This window comes from Ectopseudomonas toyotomiensis (assembly GCF_017167985.1).
In the GTDB taxonomy this organism is placed as follows: Bacteria; Pseudomonadota; Gammaproteobacteria; order Pseudomonadales; family Pseudomonadaceae; genus Aquipseudomonas; species Aquipseudomonas toyotomiensis.
In genome coordinates, this window is sequence record NZ_CP070505.1 from 2,173,377 (window position 1) to 2,190,325 (window position 16,949).

General features: G+C 58.1%; 17 protein-coding genes. 6 read left to right on the plus strand and 11 right to left on the minus strand.

The features are described 5' to 3' along the window. Positions 1–173: 173 nt before the first annotated feature. The 3 genes from JWV26_RS09990 to JWV26_RS10000 all read left to right on the plus strand — a co-directional run bounded on the left by JWV26_RS09990 (position 174) and on the right by JWV26_RS10000 (position 2,439). Positions 174–677 carry a hypothetical protein gene (locus JWV26_RS09990; protein ID WP_206418950.1) on the plus strand — a complete coding sequence of 168 codons (504 nt, stop codon included), beginning with the start codon at positions 174–176 and terminating at the stop codon, positions 675–677. 302 nt (positions 678–979) lie between these two features. After that, positions 980–1,606, plus strand: coding sequence for a DNA adenine methylase (locus tag JWV26_RS09995; protein WP_241201307.1), 627 nt, complete (start codon positions 980–982; stop codon positions 1,604–1,606). Beyond that, complete coding sequence (locus JWV26_RS10000) at positions 1,606–2,439, plus strand: 8-oxoguanine DNA glycosylase (RefSeq protein ID WP_206418952.1); 834 nt, start codon at positions 1,606–1,608, stop codon at positions 2,437–2,439. The genes JWV26_RS09995 and JWV26_RS10000 overlap by 1 nt, the downstream gene beginning before the upstream one ends. On the opposite strand, the gene JWV26_RS10005 is transcribed toward JWV26_RS10000, so the two are convergent. The 6 genes from JWV26_RS10005 to JWV26_RS10030 all read right to left on the minus strand — a co-directional run bounded on the left by JWV26_RS10005 (position 2,374) and on the right by JWV26_RS10030 (position 8,051). Next, positions 2,374–3,054 carry a nitroreductase family protein gene (locus JWV26_RS10005; protein WP_206418953.1) on the minus strand — a complete coding sequence of 227 codons (681 nt, stop codon included), beginning with the start codon at positions 3,052–3,054 and terminating at the stop codon, positions 2,374–2,376. The genes JWV26_RS10000 and JWV26_RS10005 overlap by 66 nt on opposite strands. Next, positions 3,032–3,637 carry a 7-cyano-7-deazaguanine synthase gene (locus tag JWV26_RS10010; protein WP_206418954.1) on the minus strand — a complete coding sequence of 202 codons (606 nt, stop codon included), beginning with the start codon at positions 3,635–3,637 and terminating at the stop codon, positions 3,032–3,034. The genes JWV26_RS10005 and JWV26_RS10010 overlap by 23 nt, the downstream gene beginning before the upstream one ends. Further along, positions 3,634–4,845 carry a PfkB family carbohydrate kinase gene (locus tag JWV26_RS10015; RefSeq protein ID WP_206418955.1) on the minus strand — a complete coding sequence of 404 codons (1,212 nt, stop codon included), beginning with the start codon at positions 4,843–4,845 and terminating at the stop codon, positions 3,634–3,636. Before JWV26_RS10015 ends, JWV26_RS10010 begins: the two co-directional genes overlap by 4 nt. A 20-nt stretch (positions 4,846–4,865) precedes the next feature. Further along, positions 4,866–5,183 carry a hypothetical protein gene (locus JWV26_RS10020; RefSeq protein ID WP_206418956.1) on the minus strand — a complete coding sequence of 106 codons (318 nt, stop codon included), beginning with the start codon at positions 5,181–5,183 and terminating at the stop codon, positions 4,866–4,868. Between the two features lie 329 nt (positions 5,184–5,512). Further along, complete coding sequence (locus JWV26_RS10025) at positions 5,513–6,904, minus strand: IS1182 family transposase (RefSeq protein ID WP_241201308.1); 1,392 nt, start codon at positions 6,902–6,904, stop codon at positions 5,513–5,515. Positions 6,905–7,139: 235 nt separating this feature from the next. Continuing rightward, a complete protein-coding gene (locus JWV26_RS10030) occupies positions 7,140–8,051 on the minus strand; it encodes a LysR substrate-binding domain-containing protein (RefSeq protein WP_206418957.1) in 912 nt (303 codons plus the stop codon). Between the two features lie 303 nt (positions 8,052–8,354). Between JWV26_RS10030 and JWV26_RS10035 the strand changes: the two genes are divergently transcribed. Then, positions 8,355–9,617, plus strand: coding sequence for a dicarboxylate/amino acid:cation symporter (locus tag JWV26_RS10035; protein WP_206419196.1), 1,263 nt, complete (start codon positions 8,355–8,357; stop codon positions 9,615–9,617). 67 nt (positions 9,618–9,684) lie between these two features. Next, positions 9,685–11,163, plus strand: coding sequence for a cysteate racemase (cuyB, locus tag JWV26_RS10040; RefSeq protein ID WP_206418958.1), 1,479 nt, complete (start codon positions 9,685–9,687; stop codon positions 11,161–11,163). Between the two features lie 378 nt (positions 11,164–11,541). Here cuyB and JWV26_RS10045 read toward each other — a convergent pair whose 3' ends face one another. Both JWV26_RS10045 and JWV26_RS10050 read right to left on the minus strand, forming a co-directional pair. Continuing rightward, positions 11,542–12,285: an SDR family NAD(P)-dependent oxidoreductase gene (locus tag JWV26_RS10045; protein WP_206418959.1), complete on the minus strand. Its 744-nt coding sequence runs from the start codon at positions 12,283–12,285 to the stop codon at positions 11,542–11,544. A 17-nt stretch (positions 12,286–12,302) separates the two neighbouring features. Next, positions 12,303–12,707 (minus strand): DoxX family protein, encoded by a 405-nt coding sequence (locus tag JWV26_RS10050; RefSeq protein WP_206418960.1) that lies wholly within the window; start codon positions 12,705–12,707, stop codon positions 12,303–12,305. Positions 12,708–12,852: 145 nt separating this feature from the next. Between JWV26_RS10050 and JWV26_RS10055 the strand changes: the two genes are divergently transcribed. Then, a complete protein-coding gene (locus JWV26_RS10055; RefSeq protein ID WP_206419197.1) occupies positions 12,853–13,185 on the plus strand; it encodes a winged helix-turn-helix transcriptional regulator in 333 nt (110 codons plus the stop codon). Between the two features lie 155 nt (positions 13,186–13,340). Here JWV26_RS10055 and JWV26_RS10060 read toward each other — a convergent pair whose 3' ends face one another. The 3 genes from JWV26_RS10060 to JWV26_RS10070 form a co-directional block, all read right to left on the minus strand. After that, entirely contained in the window at positions 13,341–15,629 is a 2,289-nt protein-coding gene (locus JWV26_RS10060; protein WP_206418961.1) for a xanthine dehydrogenase family protein molybdopterin-binding subunit, read from the minus strand. Next, positions 15,626–16,099, minus strand: coding sequence for a (2Fe-2S)-binding protein (locus JWV26_RS10065; RefSeq protein WP_206418962.1), 474 nt, complete (start codon positions 16,097–16,099; stop codon positions 15,626–15,628). Before JWV26_RS10065 ends, JWV26_RS10060 begins: the two co-directional genes overlap by 4 nt. 252 nt (positions 16,100–16,351) lie before the next feature. Beyond that, on the minus strand, positions 16,352–16,945 hold the full coding sequence (locus JWV26_RS10070) for a nucleotidyltransferase family protein (RefSeq protein ID WP_206418963.1): 594 nt from the start codon (positions 16,943–16,945) through the stop codon (positions 16,352–16,354). Positions 16,946–16,949: the final 4 nt, after the last annotated feature.

Sequence of the window (16,949 nt, forward strand, 5' to 3'; positions counted from 1 at the left end):
CTTGCCTGCCTAGTCACTCCGAACCTTAAAGCCCATTAGCCACCGCCTGCAATAGGCCAACTCCTTGCCTCGAACATTGATGACGGGAGACAGGATGAGCCCCCGCAGATAGCAGGTATCTAGGGCACAATGGCTTGATACGGCATAACCCTATGCGGCATAACGAGGTCAGCTTGAAAGTACAGATTCCACTCACTGATAAAGGCAGCTATAAGCACATGGTCGGCGAGCGGCGATCACTCGACGAAGCGGATGGGCTGGATCCGGATAGCAAAATGTCGCAACCAGTCATTGTCTTCTTTCATGGAGAGGCCGCGTATGAGTTCGTCTCTAGTCAGGGCGCGGGGTTTGGCCGGCATGAGAAATACGAGCACTACTATCGGAAATTGGTGCAGAAGACGCCGATTGAAATCACGCAAATCGGCACCCTCAGCTTAGAAGAGAGCAGGTTTCAAATCTCTGATGGCCGGCACCGCGCAGTAGTGCTTGCGCTGCGAAGCGAGATGCTTTCGCGCGAGAGCGCCAGCCCTGCAGTTGAGCCAGAGGAATATGAGAAAGCGCCCGTACCTTTCCTGACGTTTAGAGACGCTGCAGAAGTGATGAAAGCAAAAGGCTGGCTCGTCGCTCCGCCATCGGATTTCGACCTTCGAGCCTGCAGCAGTGAGGTCTATAGCTAGAAGCCTCTTATACGCCTTGAAAGTTTCTTTAGCCTGCACCGGCATATCTCCCTGCCAGGCTAATCGGCAGTATGCCGCCTGATCTATTTGACTGGGCGGCCCAACGCCCGTCGACACTGGGCCCATCAGCACTTAGCTGCCTCTATTTCGCATCTTTCCCACTCAATCAGAACGCCACTTCCATGCGCTCCTAGCCGCCCGTTCGGCCGTTCGGCGTTGACATCATCGTCACTTCTGACGATGCTGGGGGCATGAGATACCCAGGCGGAAAAGGCAAGTGCTACCAGCGCTTGATCAACCTGATGCCACCGCATCAGACATACATTGAGTCCCACCTTGGTGGTGGCGCCGTCATGCGCAACAAGAAAGCTGCGCAGCGGAACATCGGCTTAGATCTCGACGCCCAGGTCATTGAGCTTTGGCAGTCGAAGCTGTCTGGGACTTGCGAGCTCCATCAGGTCGACGCGGTGTCCTTCCTCGAAGGCTATGCATTCGAAGGTGAGGAGCTAGTGTATGTGGATCCGCCCTACGTCCCCGAAACTCGCCGGCGTGAGAAGGTCTACCGCTGCGACTACACCGAAGCTGACCACATCCGCCTACTGCGTTGCTTGGTCGAACTACCTTGCAATGTGATGCTGTCGGGCTATGACTGTGATCTCTACAACCAAGAGTTGGTCGGGTGGCGGAAAGTGAGTTTTCCAGCAAAAACCCACGTAGAGATGCGCGAGGAAGTGGTGTGGATGAACTTCTCACCCCCTAGTCGACTGCACGACACCCGATACCTGGGCGAGACCTTCCGGGATCGCCAGACCATTCAGCGCCGCCAAACCAGACTTCGCACTCGTATCGAGAACTTGGATCCCATCGAGCGGCACGAATTACTGAAGTGGATGCAAGAGCTCTACGGCAACGACGAGGAGGCCGCCTAATGCAACTTGGCGCTATTTTCATGGACCAGGTGGTCTTCAATGTCGAGCTCCCCCAAGCAGAGGCAGAGGTTCTTCCAGGCGTCCCTTGGGGTGCTATGGAAGCATTCCCGACGCCGGCCTATTGGGCGTATCAGGTTTATGCCCGCCGGCTCACCGGCAACCGAATCAACTACAAGCTCGGCGCCACGCTGAAAGAGGAAGTCGGTGCCTGTCTGCTGGGTGGCCATGGCATTCCTGCCAACGTCGGCATCGCTGCCTTCCATCACCTAAGAGAGCGTGGTGCTTTCGGCGAGAAGCCCCCAGCAGAAGAAGTCCTGCTTGAGTGGCTGCAGGAGCCCATCGCAGTTGACGGGCGCCAAGTCCGCTACCGGTTCGCCAAGCAGAAGGCGCGCTATCTCAGCGCCGCGCTTCAGAAGCTTTCTGCTGAACGGCCGCCTCTTTCCTCGGGAAAGGAACTTCGTGACTGGCTGCTGGATATCCCCGGCATCGGTTACAAGACCGCGTCATGGGTTGCCCGTAACTGGCTGGACGCCGACGACGTGGCCATCTTGGATATCCATATCCTGCGGGCAGGCCTCTTGGGTAAGTTCTTCGAGGACAACCTAACGGTCGAGCGCAACTACCTGGAGCTCGAGGAGCAGTTCATCCGATTCAGCAAAGGGCTCGGCGTGAGAGCCTCCGAGCTTGATGCGCTGATGTGGTTGGAAATGATGTCGTCCCCCTCCACGGTGCATAGCATCATGGGGATGGGTCACCATAATCCCGACTCAGCTGTTCGCGGCCGAACCAAGAAGCGCAAGACCAACCCCGACCAGCTTGCCCTGATCGGCTAAACCACTAGCCCAAGGCTCTCCCGTGATACCTAGCGGGCAGAACTTGAGCCCCTGAGCTGTAGCCGCCAGAGCCATCACTCCAACCAGTGCACCTGCATCCCGCCAGATCAGGCTGCACCCATTCTGGTACTTGCCCAGGGTCTTACCAGGCTCGGCCAGGAATAGGAAACGGATTGCCTGATCACCTGCCAGAACCTGCAGGCTGAGATCGAACAGGCCTGCGAGCTTGGCAGGCGCGTGCTTGATCTCTGCGAGCCGGTGACTCCTGGGCACGTACAACCACCAACGATCATCGCCAGGTCGCTTTACGACAACATGGATCGGGTGAATCGCACCTGCGGACGGTGCAGCTCGATGCTCCAGATCGAAACCAAGTTCCGAAGCACCCACGCCTCGCGTTCTGCAAGCCAGCCATAAAAAAGCACCGAGCTGCTGATCATCGACAAAACCGAACTCGCGATGCGACGCGCGCGCGTCTATGACCTCGTTGAACGATCGATCAGGCACACCCGAGGTGGATGGGAGCGAGCGGGTCTCGCCCAGCTCCCACTCGATCGGAGTGTAAGGCTCAGGAGCACTCCTGGGCAGAGGATCAGCCAAGTCGATCCAGGTCATAGCCGACCTCTAGGAAGACCTCCATGTACTTGTTGCAGCCGCGGCAGTTTCCGCATGCCAAGTGGGATTTGTGGCAGCTGTGGGCCCAGGCCAAAAGCCCAGCTGGAATGCCCGATTGACGCACGAGCTCAGCGGTTGAAAGCTCAATTGCAGGAGCCTCCACCACCATACCTCCTTCCTGCAGGGAGAGCAGATGGCTGATCGCAGCCATGAACTCCGGCGAACCATCTTTGTGAAAGCCATCCGACCTCACAGTCCCGAGCCATAGGTGTGTCACGCCAAACGAAATCGCCTTCATCGCCCCCAGCGTGACCAGCATCTGGTTTCGGTATGGCCACCAGTCCGAGGCTGGAGCCAGAGTGTCGGCTTGCGTTCCGGCCATGTCCCCCGATCCCAGTTGTCGGCAGTCGATCTCTATCACATGGTGAGGAATATTCAACTCGTGGCAGATCGTGCGTGAAGCCTCGATCTCAGCCTGAGCCGCCAACTGGCCATAGTTGAGGGTGAATGCAATGTCTGGCCGTTTCCACCAGGCAAGCGTCAAGGAGTCCATGCCTCCGGACAACAACAACCCTGTCTTCATAGCTCCACAGCCTCCCAGGTCATCTGATAGATAGCGCTGACGTAGTCATCAGTGATGACGCAGTCGGAGCCCTCCATCATTTTCTTATCCTGGGCGGACTCATTTTCCGCATAGAAAACGACAGGCTTGTTCAACGCTCGAGCGTAACCAATCTCGAAAATAGTGCCCGAGTCGAGGCCGTCACCAATCGCGAAAAGCACATCACAGTCGCGGACCCCTTCAAGGTCTTTCTCAACCACATCTTCAGCGGAACCCAAGCCGACATCGTGATAAGGAGAGAAGACACTTAGCCCCATAGCCTTTAGATCCCGGCGAGCCTGCCCGACCATCCACAGCTCTGCGAGCGTGAAGAACGGGCCAGCAAGATAGACCTTCGGTACGTAGCCATCGCGGTAACGCTGAGAGGGCTGCAATGCCTTCGGATTGAATGCAGCCAGCAAAGCCTTGTCGGGGAAGCCCTGGGTCTCGCAGTAGAAGGCGGTAGCGATGGACGCAATCGAGGCGGCATCCTGAGCCGACAGGCCGTTATCCAACCACCCCAGTGCAAAGTGAGCAGCGAAGGTGTCACCGGAGCCGATCTTCCATACGCGCTCGGTACGGTAGGCCGGCACCGTGGAGATCTTACCGTTGTCGTACACAAGAGCACCCAGCGGGCCCATTTTGATGACGACTACTTCTGCGCCTTCCTGCTGGGCCAATGCCGCTGCGATCTGTTGGATAGTCAGTCCACTGGAGTCAGAGAGAAGCAGGTTTGCTTCATGGCGATTCAGGACGAGCGCCAGGTGTTTGGCTGAGGACCCATTAGCACGGAAGGATTCAGGCTCATCGGCGTTCTGAGGATCGAACACCGCGAAATCGGCGTTCACTACCGCAGTTCCATCGATCATGCCGAACCGAAGCACCTTCTCTCCGCTGACCTTCAATGTCGATCTGGCATGAGTACCGCGTCGAATATCTGGGTTGGCCAGGCCATGAATGTACTCGAAGGTCACCCCAGCCTGAGCAGGTACGGCATTGAACTTGAAGCCCTCCGCAGCTGCGCGTGCATCCATAACAAGCTGGGTCGAGCTATCCGCGCTAGAATGCAATTCGACGTGCCCACCAAACCGAGCTATCGCCGCTGCTGCGCGTCCTGCTGAGCCATAGATGTCGTCCCAACCCGGGCGCATACAACGCTCACGGTAGACGCCTCCTACGATAGTGATCATGGAGCTCTCCTTGCTCGCAATTAGACGTGGTGAACCCGAACGCGTACCTGCCCACCAGTAATGCTCAGAACACGAGCCTGAAACTGTTCGCCCTGGTTCATGCAGTTACGCAGTTGGTTCAGGTGCGGATCGACTATCCCACCTGCCTCAACGCCATTCCACAGCGCAACCACGACCTGGTTGCCACCTTGCCCAAAGGCAATGTCGAGAACATCACCGACCTGCAGCCCCGCAATCACCTGAGCTTTCGGCGATGCAAGCTGAGTGTCGAACCGAAGGGTTGCACAAGAATCGCTGGGTGTATCTGGACCCAGATAGCTACCGCCTGAACCGGACATATTGCATTTCCTTCTGCTAGTCGATCGGAATTGCAGAGATATCACAGTAAGCAGGCAAAGTGCCACTGACCAAAATCAATGCCGACTCGACTAACTACCCGCGTAGGAGATAGGAGTGTCGTATGGACAATACCCATACGTCAGGGGACAGCTCACGGCCCAGACCGTGTAAAAACGCAGCAAGCGATGGCAATCAACTGCCGGGTGATTTTCTCAGCGTCCAGGAGGCCGCCGGAGACCCAATCAGGTGCATTCGGTGATTCTGGTTGCTATGGCACTTTAGGCTTCGGTGCGCCTGCTGGAGGGCGGCAGGACTCGTAAAACAGGCCTCAGGCCTTCATCGCTGCCATCAGGGCACCGCTGCCCAGCACGTTCAACACGCGTTTGAGATTGTAGGCGAGCACATGCAGGCTCATCTCGGTGCTCACCCGGTCGAGCGTTCTGGTGAGGAAATGGGTGGCACCCATCCAGATCTTCAGCGTGCCGAACGGGTGCTCGACCGTCTGACGGCGGATTCGCATCATCTCGGGCGCTTGATCCAGACGACTCTGCATCGCTTCGAGCACTGCTTCATGCTCCCAGCGGCTCACTCGGCGTGGCTGTGGACTCGGTGTGCACTGCTCTTTCAGCGCACAACCCTGGCAATGCGAACTCCAGTAACGGTGCAGCTTCAGCCCTTTCTCGACACTAGAGAAACGCCAGGTCAGGCTTTGCCCAGCCGGGCATAGGTACTCGTTCTTTACTGGGTCATAGATGAAATCACCTTTGCCGAAGCGACCAGCCGCTGTCGCTCCTGAGGTCAGCGTCTTGGGCACGAAAACGGTGATTCCGGCCTCATGGCACGCCAGGATTTCTTCGCCTTTGAAATACCCTCTGTCTGCGACCGCCGAGAGCTTCTCGACACCCATGGCCTCTCGTACTTGCTTGGCCATGGCGCTCAGTTGATCGCGATCGACCCCGTCGTTCGTGACCTCGTGCGTCACGATCAGGTGGTGCTTCGCGTCGACCGCCGCCTGCACGTTGTAGCCGACCATGCCGCTGCCCCGCGTCTTCATTGAGCGGGCATCGGGATCGGTCAGGGAGATCTGCTTATCTGGGGTTTCGTTGAGCTGAACCTCGATTTCCTTGAGCTCCTGCATCTTGGCTTTCAGCGTTGCGATCTTGTGGTGGAGGCGTTCGGCCTTGACCTGCGCCACGGCAGGTTCCTGGCGATCAGCGGTATCCAGTGCGGTCAGGTAACGGTTGATGCTGGACTCGATCTCCTCCATTCGCCGCTGAAGCTTGGCGCTGGTGAAATTGCGGTCGCGGTTGTTGACCGCCTTGAACTTGCTGCCATCGATGGCTACCAGCGCCTCAGAGAACAGGCCAAGCTGCTGGCACAGCACCACGAACTGCCGACATACGCCGCGGATTGCCTTGCCGTTGTCCTTGCGGAAGTTGGCGATGGTCTTGTAGTCCGGCATCAAGCGCCCGGTCAGCCACATCAGCTCGACGTTGCGCTGGGTCTCTCGCTCAAGGCGGCGACTGGATTGGATGCGATTGAGGTAGCCGTAGATGTAGATCTTCAGCAGGTCGGCAGGATGGTATGCGGGTCTGCCGGTTTCCGCCGGGACGACACCCTCGAAACCCAGTTGGCCAAGGTCGAGTTCATCGACGAACACATCGACCACCCGCACCGGGTTAGTGTCCGCCACGTAGTCATCCAGACTCTCGGGAAGCAGCGCGCTTTAGCCTCGATGCTCTCCCTGGATAAAACGCTTCATTGGCGCCCCCGCTGATTTCGAATCCATCAAATCACAGCAAGGTCGATGCCAACGTTTTTACACAGCCTGGGCCAGAAGCGGACACTGCTATTTACTCTGAATGCAGTGGTCTATCCCGAGCTGGCTGTAGTGGTCAACCCACTGTCCGGGATGGGTTGACCACTACAGGCTGACAAGCCAATGATAAAGGGAGCTACCCTTCGCAAAATGCAGACTGCTCCAAGGCCCGCGTCCAAATCTTCTCTACTTGCGGGCTGGAAATCTCTGCTTTGCGATATAGGGTAATCCCTAACGAGATGGTGTGCTGGTCGTCTCCAGCCAGCACCAGGGCGCCGGATGCAAGCTCATCCCTCACCACTCGTTCAGGAACCCACGCGACCCCAACGCCAGCGATGACCCCACGCTTGAGCACATCAGCCATGGAACACTCGAATCGATATTCCAAGCTATTAGCCAGGCTTTCACGCTCCACTACCGAGCGGGTCATGCGGCCCAAAAAGCTGTTGCTCGGGTAGCACAGGTAGGGAATCCGCTGCTTACCAGAAAACGAGTACAGGGCGTCTCCTGTGGGACCAGGCCCACTTACCGGGACTAAACGGTCGCTTGCCAGCAAAACTGAAGGATAGCGATCCAGTCCGATAATGTTCGCAACGCCAGAGTCGCTGTAAGCCAGCATCAGATCGCAGGTGCCCGCGATCAAGGCTTCAGCGCAGGCGGCCACATTGTCAGCCAGAACCCGAGCATTGACTCTGCCAACGCTCTGTTGCAACTCCGCATGCCAATCGGCGAAGAAGCTCACCGCAAGCGTGTGCGACGCCGAGATGGTGATCACCTCGCCACCCGCAGGCACCAGCCCCTGCATCTCCTCACGGCCATGGCGCAGTGTCTCCAGTATTTCTTGGGCTGTCCGCCTGAACGCCTCACCTGCTGGAGTCAAGGTAATGGGAAACATACTGCGATCAATGAGTGAAGCGCCTGCCCAAGCCTCTAGTATCTGGATGCGCCGGCTAAAGGCCGGTTGCGTCACATTACGCATCTCCGCAGCACGCGAGAAATTTCGCGTTACGGCGAGCGTCAAGAAATCCTCAAGCCAGTTAACTTCCATCGCCCTTACCTGCCACGTGTGTGTCCGCTCAGTTGCTCATCCCTACTCATTACTCTACGGGATCGCGACGCGCCTGAGGGCGGCATGCAAAAAAAGCATTGCTCATCGAAAAGAAGAATTGGGCGTGTCTTTGGCTCCAGCGTATAAAAATCACCTAGACGCTTTCTCCTGCCAATAAGACCGAAAGTAGCACTAAGCAGTACTTCCTAAAAAAACAATTACCGTACGCTCACAAGCCGGGAGCCAACCTTGAAAAATTCATCCAGCAAACAAGTTCGAGGCATTTTTTCACTCTGGAAAAATATGCCTCTTTGGAAACAGATATTTATTGCGCTCACTCTTGGGCTGCTTTTGGGCATCAGTCTTAATCAGAGCGGCCACGGCGAGTATGCCGCCAGCCTCAAACCTATCGGCGATCTCTTTCTCAACGGCATAAAAATGCTCATCGTGCCGCTGATCTTCATCTCACTGGTCAGCGGCGTTACCTCCTTGCGCGACATGGCCACAATGGGGCGCCTCAGTATCAAGACCTTGGCGCTCTATCTCGGTACGACTGCCGTGGCGATCACGATCGGGCTCGCACTGGCTGCGGTCTTCCAGCCGGGTGTAGGTATCGAACTGGGCTCGGCCGCAACAGTCGCGGCAACGGAATCGCCAAGCCTGGTGGCCACATTGGTGGGGTTGGTTCCAGCCAATCCGGTTGCCGCTTTTGCACAGGGTAATGTCCTGCAGATCATCGTTTTTGCCATTCTATTCGGCTTGGCAATTACCCTGGCCGGTGAAGCTGCAAGACCGGTTAAAGTCTTCATGGATTCGCTAACAGAAGTATTCTACAAGTTCACTGGAATTATTATTTCTTTCGCACCTTATGGAGTGTTCGCTCTCATTACCTGGGTTGCTGGCACTTATGGCCTGGAAATGCTCGCGCCGCTAGCGAAGGTTATTGGCGTAGTATATATGGGCTGCGTAATTCATGCGGTGATTGTTTATGCTGGGCTAGTCAAGTTTGTCGCTCGCCTTAATCCAGTACGCTACGTTCAGGGCGTCATTGAGCCCGCTATAGTTGCTTTCAGCAGCACCTCTAGTGCTGGCACGCTCCCAATCACCATGATGTCGGCGGAGCGTAATCTCGGCGTCTCTCGCGGAGTATCCAGCTTCGTGCTGCCCCTCGGCACCACTATCAATATGGATGGCACTGCACTCTACCAGGGGGTATGTGCCTTGTTCATCGCCCAGGCATACGGCATCGACCTGAGCTTCGCCCAGTACGCGACTATCGTGCTGACGGCTACCTTGGCGTCGATCGGCACGGCAGGTGTACCCGGGGCAGGTCTGATCATGTTGTCGCTGGTACTCACTTCGGTCGGCCTGCCGCTGGAAGGCGTTGCGATCATCGCCGGCATCGACCGGGTGCTCGATATGGCCCGCACCTCACTGAATGTCGTCGGCGACTGCGCTGTCGCCGTGCTGGTCGCCAAGAGCGAAGGGCAACTGAATCAGGATCTTTACGACACTGCTCACGTACTGAAGTCAACCGACCTTTCGACCCAGGCGCATCCTTCTTAATCAACACCCTTTTCCGGGCTGCTCGCGTGGCCCGGCTTTTTTCTGTTCACAAGCGGGTAAATTTTTCATGGCTGAACATTGGGTGAACCTCACTGCGATGAGGAAGTACGGAGTCGTCGGCGGGTTGGGCGCTGTGGCTGGCGTGGACACGCTACTCAAAATGATAAAGACCACACCGCAGCAGCAGTTCGACATCGCATTTGAGCAGCATCCCTTCGCCGATAAAGGGCTGGCGGCAGACGAGACCTATGATCCGACGCGGCGGAAGTTCTATGTATACGACGTGCTGAAGAACATGGAACGTAGCGGAGTAGATGTTGCCTTGGTACCTTGTTTTGTATCCCACAGTTTTCTAGCGGAACTCGCGCCCGAACTCGGCTTGTCCGTAGTGAGCCTGCCAGATGCATTACGTGCGCGCATCATGAGGGATCACCCCAACGCGCGTTCAATCGGCGTGCTCACGTCAACCTTCGTGAAGAATTCTGGGTTGTTCGAACGTATGTTCAGTGACCGTTGGGATGTCATCTACCCCGATCCCGACGTACAGACGCAAGAGCTCATGGCGGCCGTCTATGGCCCGCGCGGTATCCGCAATGGCCATCATGACCTGCTGTGTCTCGATAGCCTCGCCAAGGCCTGTGAGAATCTTGTTCAGCGCGGTGCCGAGGTGATAGTTCCCGGTCTGACGGAAATACCCGTATTCATCGAGGCATTGCGCGAGCGGGTCGCGGTGCCCGTCATCGACTCCAATCAAGCCTATGCCGAGCACGCCTTGCTCGTTGGTGCAGCGCAACCAACGCATACGTTCAAGGTCGGCGTGGTCGGTGGTGTGGGGCCGGCCGCAACTGTTGATTTCATGCGCAAGGTCGTCCAACTGACCGATGCTGCACGCGATCAGGATCATATAAAGATGCTGGTCGAGCAGAACCCTCAGATTCCCGATCGAACCGCACACCTCTTAGCGGACGGGGATGACCCAACCATTCCCTTGCTGGCAACGTGTAAAAGGCTAGAAGCGGGCGGTGCTGACGTAATCGTTATCCCCTGTAATACCGCACATGCCTTTGTCGAAAGGATCGAGCCGCACCTGACAGTACCAATCTTGAATATGCTGTCGGAGGTAAGAAAACACATCCAGAACGATCACCCTGGCATCACGCGGGTCGGCTTGCTCGCTACCTCGGGTACCGTCGCCAGCGGCGTTTACCACGAGGCTTTTGCAGACTCCGGCATCGCACTCCTGGTGCCCGATGAACCGCTGCAGAAACAGGTCATGGCAGCCATTTATGGCGATACCGGCGTCAAGGCCGGATATACCTCAGGCCGTTGCAGCGAAGATCTTGCTGCAGCCATCGCGCACATGCTGGATAAGGGCGCGCAAGCAGTGATCCTCGGTTGCACCGAATTGCCACTGATTGAACTGACTGAAGAGGCGCAGACCGGCCTACCACTGGTAGACCCTACCAGGGTGCTAGCGGCATCCTGCGTTGCTCTTGCACGGGGTGGTAAATTGGCGGCGAACAGTACGATTGCTCGACCGAGCTGAATGCCGTGGCAGTATGCAGTCCCGTCGCAGCAGATGCTGCTGGTCGTAACTGAACTGGTAAACAGCGCGGAGTGGCAGAGTCATAGTGGCGGTTTCCCCCGCTAAAAACTTCTTTTCATATCCGCGCTGCCTTTGGTTCCATCCGGCCTGTGCTTTAGCTACTTACCCAAAAACTATCTGGTGCATTTGGCACGTCAATATGCCTGCACGCTTCGAGACCGTCCCCATCTACAGTAGGTCCGTTACGCGGCCCTACCGTCAGATGGAGCAGAACGGCCCAGCAGCAGGCATCACGCCCAGCAATGCTGCGATCCCACCGTGTTGATCGAAGAGAGCCGCTTATGAGCCCCTGATCAGGGGCTCAGCCAATGATGGTTCTCAACGTGCACTGTCAATGATCTGGCCACCATCGGGTGTCAGGCTGTAGCCCGTTATGAATTGCGCATCCTTGCTGGCAAGGAACAGCACAACCGGCGCAATGTCCTCTTCTGGTGAGCCATAGCGCGCTAGGGCATTGGTTGGCGGCGGAACATCGACCCCAGCCCCCCAGGTATCCGCCACAGGCAAAACATTGTTCACCGTGATCCCCTCTGCACCCCACTCGCGTGCGGCCGAGCGAGTCAATGCACGCACAGCTTCTTTGGCCATGTTGTAGGGCGCATACCCCTGCATGCCGACGACACCGGCCAGGGAAGCGAAATTGATAACCCGTCCGTTTCCGCAAGCTTTGAGGTATGGATAGCAAGCTTGCATCGTTCGCAGATAGGACATTGGCCCCATCTCAAGGTTGCGCTGCAGTTGCTCGACCGATAGATCAAGAACCGATGAAAAGACGGCGGAGGGATCGAATGCGTTGTTCACCAGGATATCGAGTCGACCGTATGCGGCAACCACCTTGGCTACCGCTGAGCTGACTTGATCTGCATCGGCAATATCGCAGGTCACGCCGAGAGCGATGCCCCCCTCAGCCTCGATGTCGGCGACAACGCGATGCACGTTTTCAGCTGTGCGTGAAACCACTGCCACTTTCGCGCCTTCTGCCGCGAACAACTTTGCGGTCGCGCGGCCAATTCCACGGCCGGCGCCAGTGATAAATGCAACCTTTCCGTTGAGTCGGGACATGTTTGATCTCCTAACAGTTATGGGGTGCTGAGATAGGCTGCGGCGACTGGAGCGTCAGGTGAAGGCTCGTCCCGCGCGGCGTTCTGGGTTAGGAAGGAGGCGCCGAGCAGTACCAGGCCTATCACCGCAGGCACCGCATCTTTGGGCTTGTGGACCCCAATGTGTGCCAGTGCGGATAGCAGCAGGTGGTAGAAAGCGCCGGCGTAGGCGAGATCGCTGAGCACCACGTTGACACGCGAAAGAATCGCGGCCACTGCTAGCAGCTTTACTGCTATGAGAAACGGCACGAGATAGGCCGGGTAACCGAGGTCGGTGAGGGCCTGGCGCACCCAAGCGCGCTTAACGATATACAGCGTTGCGGAGGCCAGATAGAGCAGCGACAGGAGTGCCGTGCTGATCCAGTATGCGTAACTTTCGATCATGGAGGTTCTTTCCTAAACGGGCTTGTTTGCATCGGTTTCGGTAAAGATGTCGTCTAAGATAAAAAGCCACAAGTAGGATGAAAAAGAGACGCCTAGTATGGAAAATAAGACTAATGCCGTGGAACAGATCAACATGCATGAGGAAATGCGCCGCGCATTCGCGCTGCTCTCAGGCAAATGGAAACTGGAAATCATGTGGCTGCTGAATCAGCGGATCTACCGCTTCGGCGAGCTGCGCAAGGCGATCAGTGGCATCACCCAGCACATGTTGACAGCGCAACTTCGCGAGCTCGAGAAAGATGGTTTGGTGTCGCGTACCGTGTTCGCGGAAGTGCCTCCGCGCGTCGAATACGAGATCACGGAAAAAGCGCGGGCACTCGGGCCGACAATGGAGGCACTCACGACCTGGTGGAATGAGTACGGCAAAACTGTGCCAGTAAAATCGAGCCCCCGTGGGCGAAAAGCGAGAAACACTTAGGCCGGGAAGAGATACTTGTCGATCGCACCATACGGGGTAGTGTCACGCTCCTTGACGGGACCTCCAACTCAGTCACCGCACCACCAGAGGTGAAGTCAAATCCGCGGCCTGCAGCCAAGAAAACTTCACCTCTGGTGAAAAGCGAACAACGTTGGCTATGCCACTGTACGCACCGGCAGGCTGCGCACGCGCTTGCCAGTAGCGGCAAAGATGGCGTTGCACAGCGCGGGCGCTACCGGCGGTACCGGCGGCTCGCCCACCCCTCCAGGCGGCAGGTTGTGGTCGTCGTTCACCAGATGGGTACGGATCGTGCGCGGCGAAGCGTTATGGCGCAGCACTTCGTAGTCGTGGAAGTTGCTTTGGGTTACCCGCCCCTTCGCGAAAGTGATTTCGCTGCTCAGCGCCAGACTCAGGCCCATGATGGCGCCACCTTCGAGCTGCGCGCGGATCCGCTCCGGATTGATCTGCGGGCCGCAGTCCATCGCCATGTCCACGCTCACTACGCGCACCTCGCCCTTCTCGCCCACCGCCACCTCGACCACGGCGGCGGTGTAGCTCAGGAAGCTGTAGCAGAACGCCAGCCCTAGACCATGGCCTTCCGGCAACTCGCGCCCCCACCCTGCGCCCTCGCACGCAGCTTCGATCACGCCACGCAGGCGGCCGGTGTCATAGGGGTAACGCTCGGGCGACTCAGTGTAGTTCCAGGTGTCGGCCATCGTACTCGGGTCGATCCGACGTGCGGGACCGATCAGGTCGAGGGCGAACTGCCGATGGTCCTTGCCCGCTCGATGGGCCAACTCAGCGATAAAGCACTGTGCAGCAAAGGCATGTGGAATGTTGGCTACCGAACGGAACCAACCGATGCGAGCGTGTGCTGGAACCTCGGCAGTTTCCACTCGTACGTTCGGAATGCGGTAGGGCATGTTGATCGCCGACATCCCCGACTCGAACGGTTTTTGCCCCATAGCGCCCTCGGTGAACAGCGAAGCGATGGTGGGTGCCGCGCTGCGGTGCAACCAAGAGCTGACCTGCCCCTGACTATCGATCACAGCCTCCAGACGCTCGACCGAGACTGTGTGCAGGTAACCGTGCTGGATATCATCTTCCCGTGTCCATACCAGTTTGACCGGGGTGCCCTCGGGCATAGCCTGCGCGACGATCGCGGCCTCGTCGACGAAGTCGGGTTTGGACTTACGACCGAATCCGCCGCCCAACAAAAGCACATTGACCCTGACGTTCTCGGGCTTGAGCTTAAGCCGCGCCGCCACGGCCGCTCGTGCAGCCGTCGGGTTTTGGACCGAAGTCCATACCTCAGCTCCATCCTTCGTGATGCGCACGGTGGCCACCGGTGGCTCCATGGAGGCATGAGCCAGGTGCGGCACGTAATACTCCGCAATTAGACGCTCGGCGTCAGATGCGCTGTTCCACGCCTGTGCTACATCGCCCTGGTTTCGTACCACGTTGCCAACCTGGCGCGCTGCCATCTCCAGGGTCTTGCGATAAGCGCTGGAGTCATAGTCAGCATTGGCGCCATCGTCCCATTCGATCTGCAGCGCGGTACGTCCCTGGCGAGCGGCCCAAGTATTGCGCGCGACGACTGCCACGCCGCCCAGCGGCTGGAAGGCCGGAGCGCCGCTCATGGCGGGTATTTCCACCACCTTGATGACGCCAGGCACGGCAAGCGCCTTGCTGGCATCGAAGCGGCGAGCCCTGCCGCCCACTACCGGCGGGCGCGCCACTACGGCGTAGACCATGCCGGGTAGGCGCATGTCCATGCCGTAGGTGGCCTGGCCCTTGCCAATGGCCTCCAGGTCAACCAGACGTACGCGATCCTTGCCGATATAGCGAAAATCCTCCCGCGCCTTGAGCTTGAGTGCATCGGCGTTGGGAACCGGTTGTTTGGCCGCATCCGCTGCCAGCTCGCCGTAACCCAGACGCCGCCCGGTACGCTCATGTACGACCTCGTGTTGTACAGCCTTGACCTCGGAGACAGGCACGGACCAACGCACCGCAGCCGCTGCTTCGAGCATCTGCCGCGCCGCCGCGCCTACACGCCGCATGGGCATCAGGAAGTGACGCACGCTGCGCGAGCCATCCACGTTCTGATTGCCATAACGGTCTTCGTTGGCCTCGGCCTGCACGACCTTCACCTGCTCCCAGCGCGCCTCCATCTCATCGGCCACCACCATCGGTAGGCTGGTGCGTACACCGGTACCCATCTCGGCGCGATGGGCGATGATGGTGACGGTGCCGTCTTCGGCGATGGAGACGAAGATCAGTGGGTCGTCCACTGTGCCGCCGGGCATACCGTCGGCGCCATACTTCTTGCTGCCGTCGTCAGCCCAGGCGGCAGTGACCAGCCCCTTGGCCGTCACGGCCAGCGTCAGCGCAGCAATGCTGCCTTGCAGAAAGCCGCGGCGGGAGAGTCCAGATGTAATGGTCATTGCGCACCCCCTTGCGCCAGTTGGCCTGCGGCTTGCTGAATGGCGGCACGGATGCGCGGATAGGTGCCGCAGCGGCAGATATTTCCGCTCATGGCTTGGTCGATTTGCTGCTCACTGGGGTTCGGGGTGCTCTTGAGCAGGCTCACCGCGGTCATGATCTGCCCCGCCTGGCAGTAACCGCACTGGGCGACGTTGTTCTCAACCCAGGCCTGCTGGACAACCTGCCCCACACGATCAGCCTCCATGCCCTCGATGGTCGAGATTGCCCGCCCAGCGACAGCCGAGATCGGAGTGACGCATGAACGAATAGCCGCGCCATCCATGTGTACTGTGCAAGCGCCGCACATGGCCATGCCGCAGCCGAACTTGGTGCCGGTCATGCCGAGCTCATCGCGTAACGCCCACAGCAAGGGCATCTCGGCGGGGACTTCAACGTCCTTGGTTTGGCCGTTGATTTGAAGACGTGTCATGGGCGAACTCCTGTCAGTGGTAACCGCGGTTGCAAAGCCAGCAGTCGCGGAAAATGGCTACCGGAATGAGCCTAGAAACTCTACAGAAGAGTGCCGCCCATGATTCATTAGCAGCGCTTATAGAGGCATTCAGCCGAGGGCGGGAAAGCATAAGAAATACAATCAGGTAACCCATACTTCCCATGTCCCAAATTGCTCTCCCGGGGAACACGCCGCAGGCACTACAGCCCGGCTGAGACTGAGGCCCGGCCATCATTCAAGTAATTGCGGAACGTCGATATCACGCAAGATGCCTGGGTCATCCAAGGTTAAGTAGCGCACCGCCTGAGAATTTGCGCTGATCAAGGACTTGGCACCCGTATCCCCGCTCAGGCCCTGCAAAGCCGGCCAGAATCTGCGCCCAAACAATACCGGGTGTCCCGGCCGCTCCCGGTAGGTTGGCACGACGATATGCTCGGGCGAGGCCAGGGTCATCAGATGCTTCAGGCTATCGGCAGCGATCCATGGCATATCCCCAAGGAAGACAGCGATAGCGCTCGCTTTTGTCACCTGGCTAACACGCTCCATGCCGCTGGCCAGGCTGTGCCCCATGCCCAGCTCTGCGTCAGGGTTGCGTACCACCTGCACTGGTGCCAGAACGCCGAGCGCGCCGCAGTCATCTTCCGGTCGCAACACCACCCAAACCTGCTCCAAGAAAGCACAGGGCAACTCCAGGCTCGCAGCGAGCAGGGTCTGTCCATTGCTGAGGCGAGCGCAGCGCTTATCGCTACCGAAACGGCGTGAAAAACCGGCAGCGAGCACAAGCCCAGCGACTGTCGAGTCCTTGCGTTCACTGTTGGTCGGCATAACC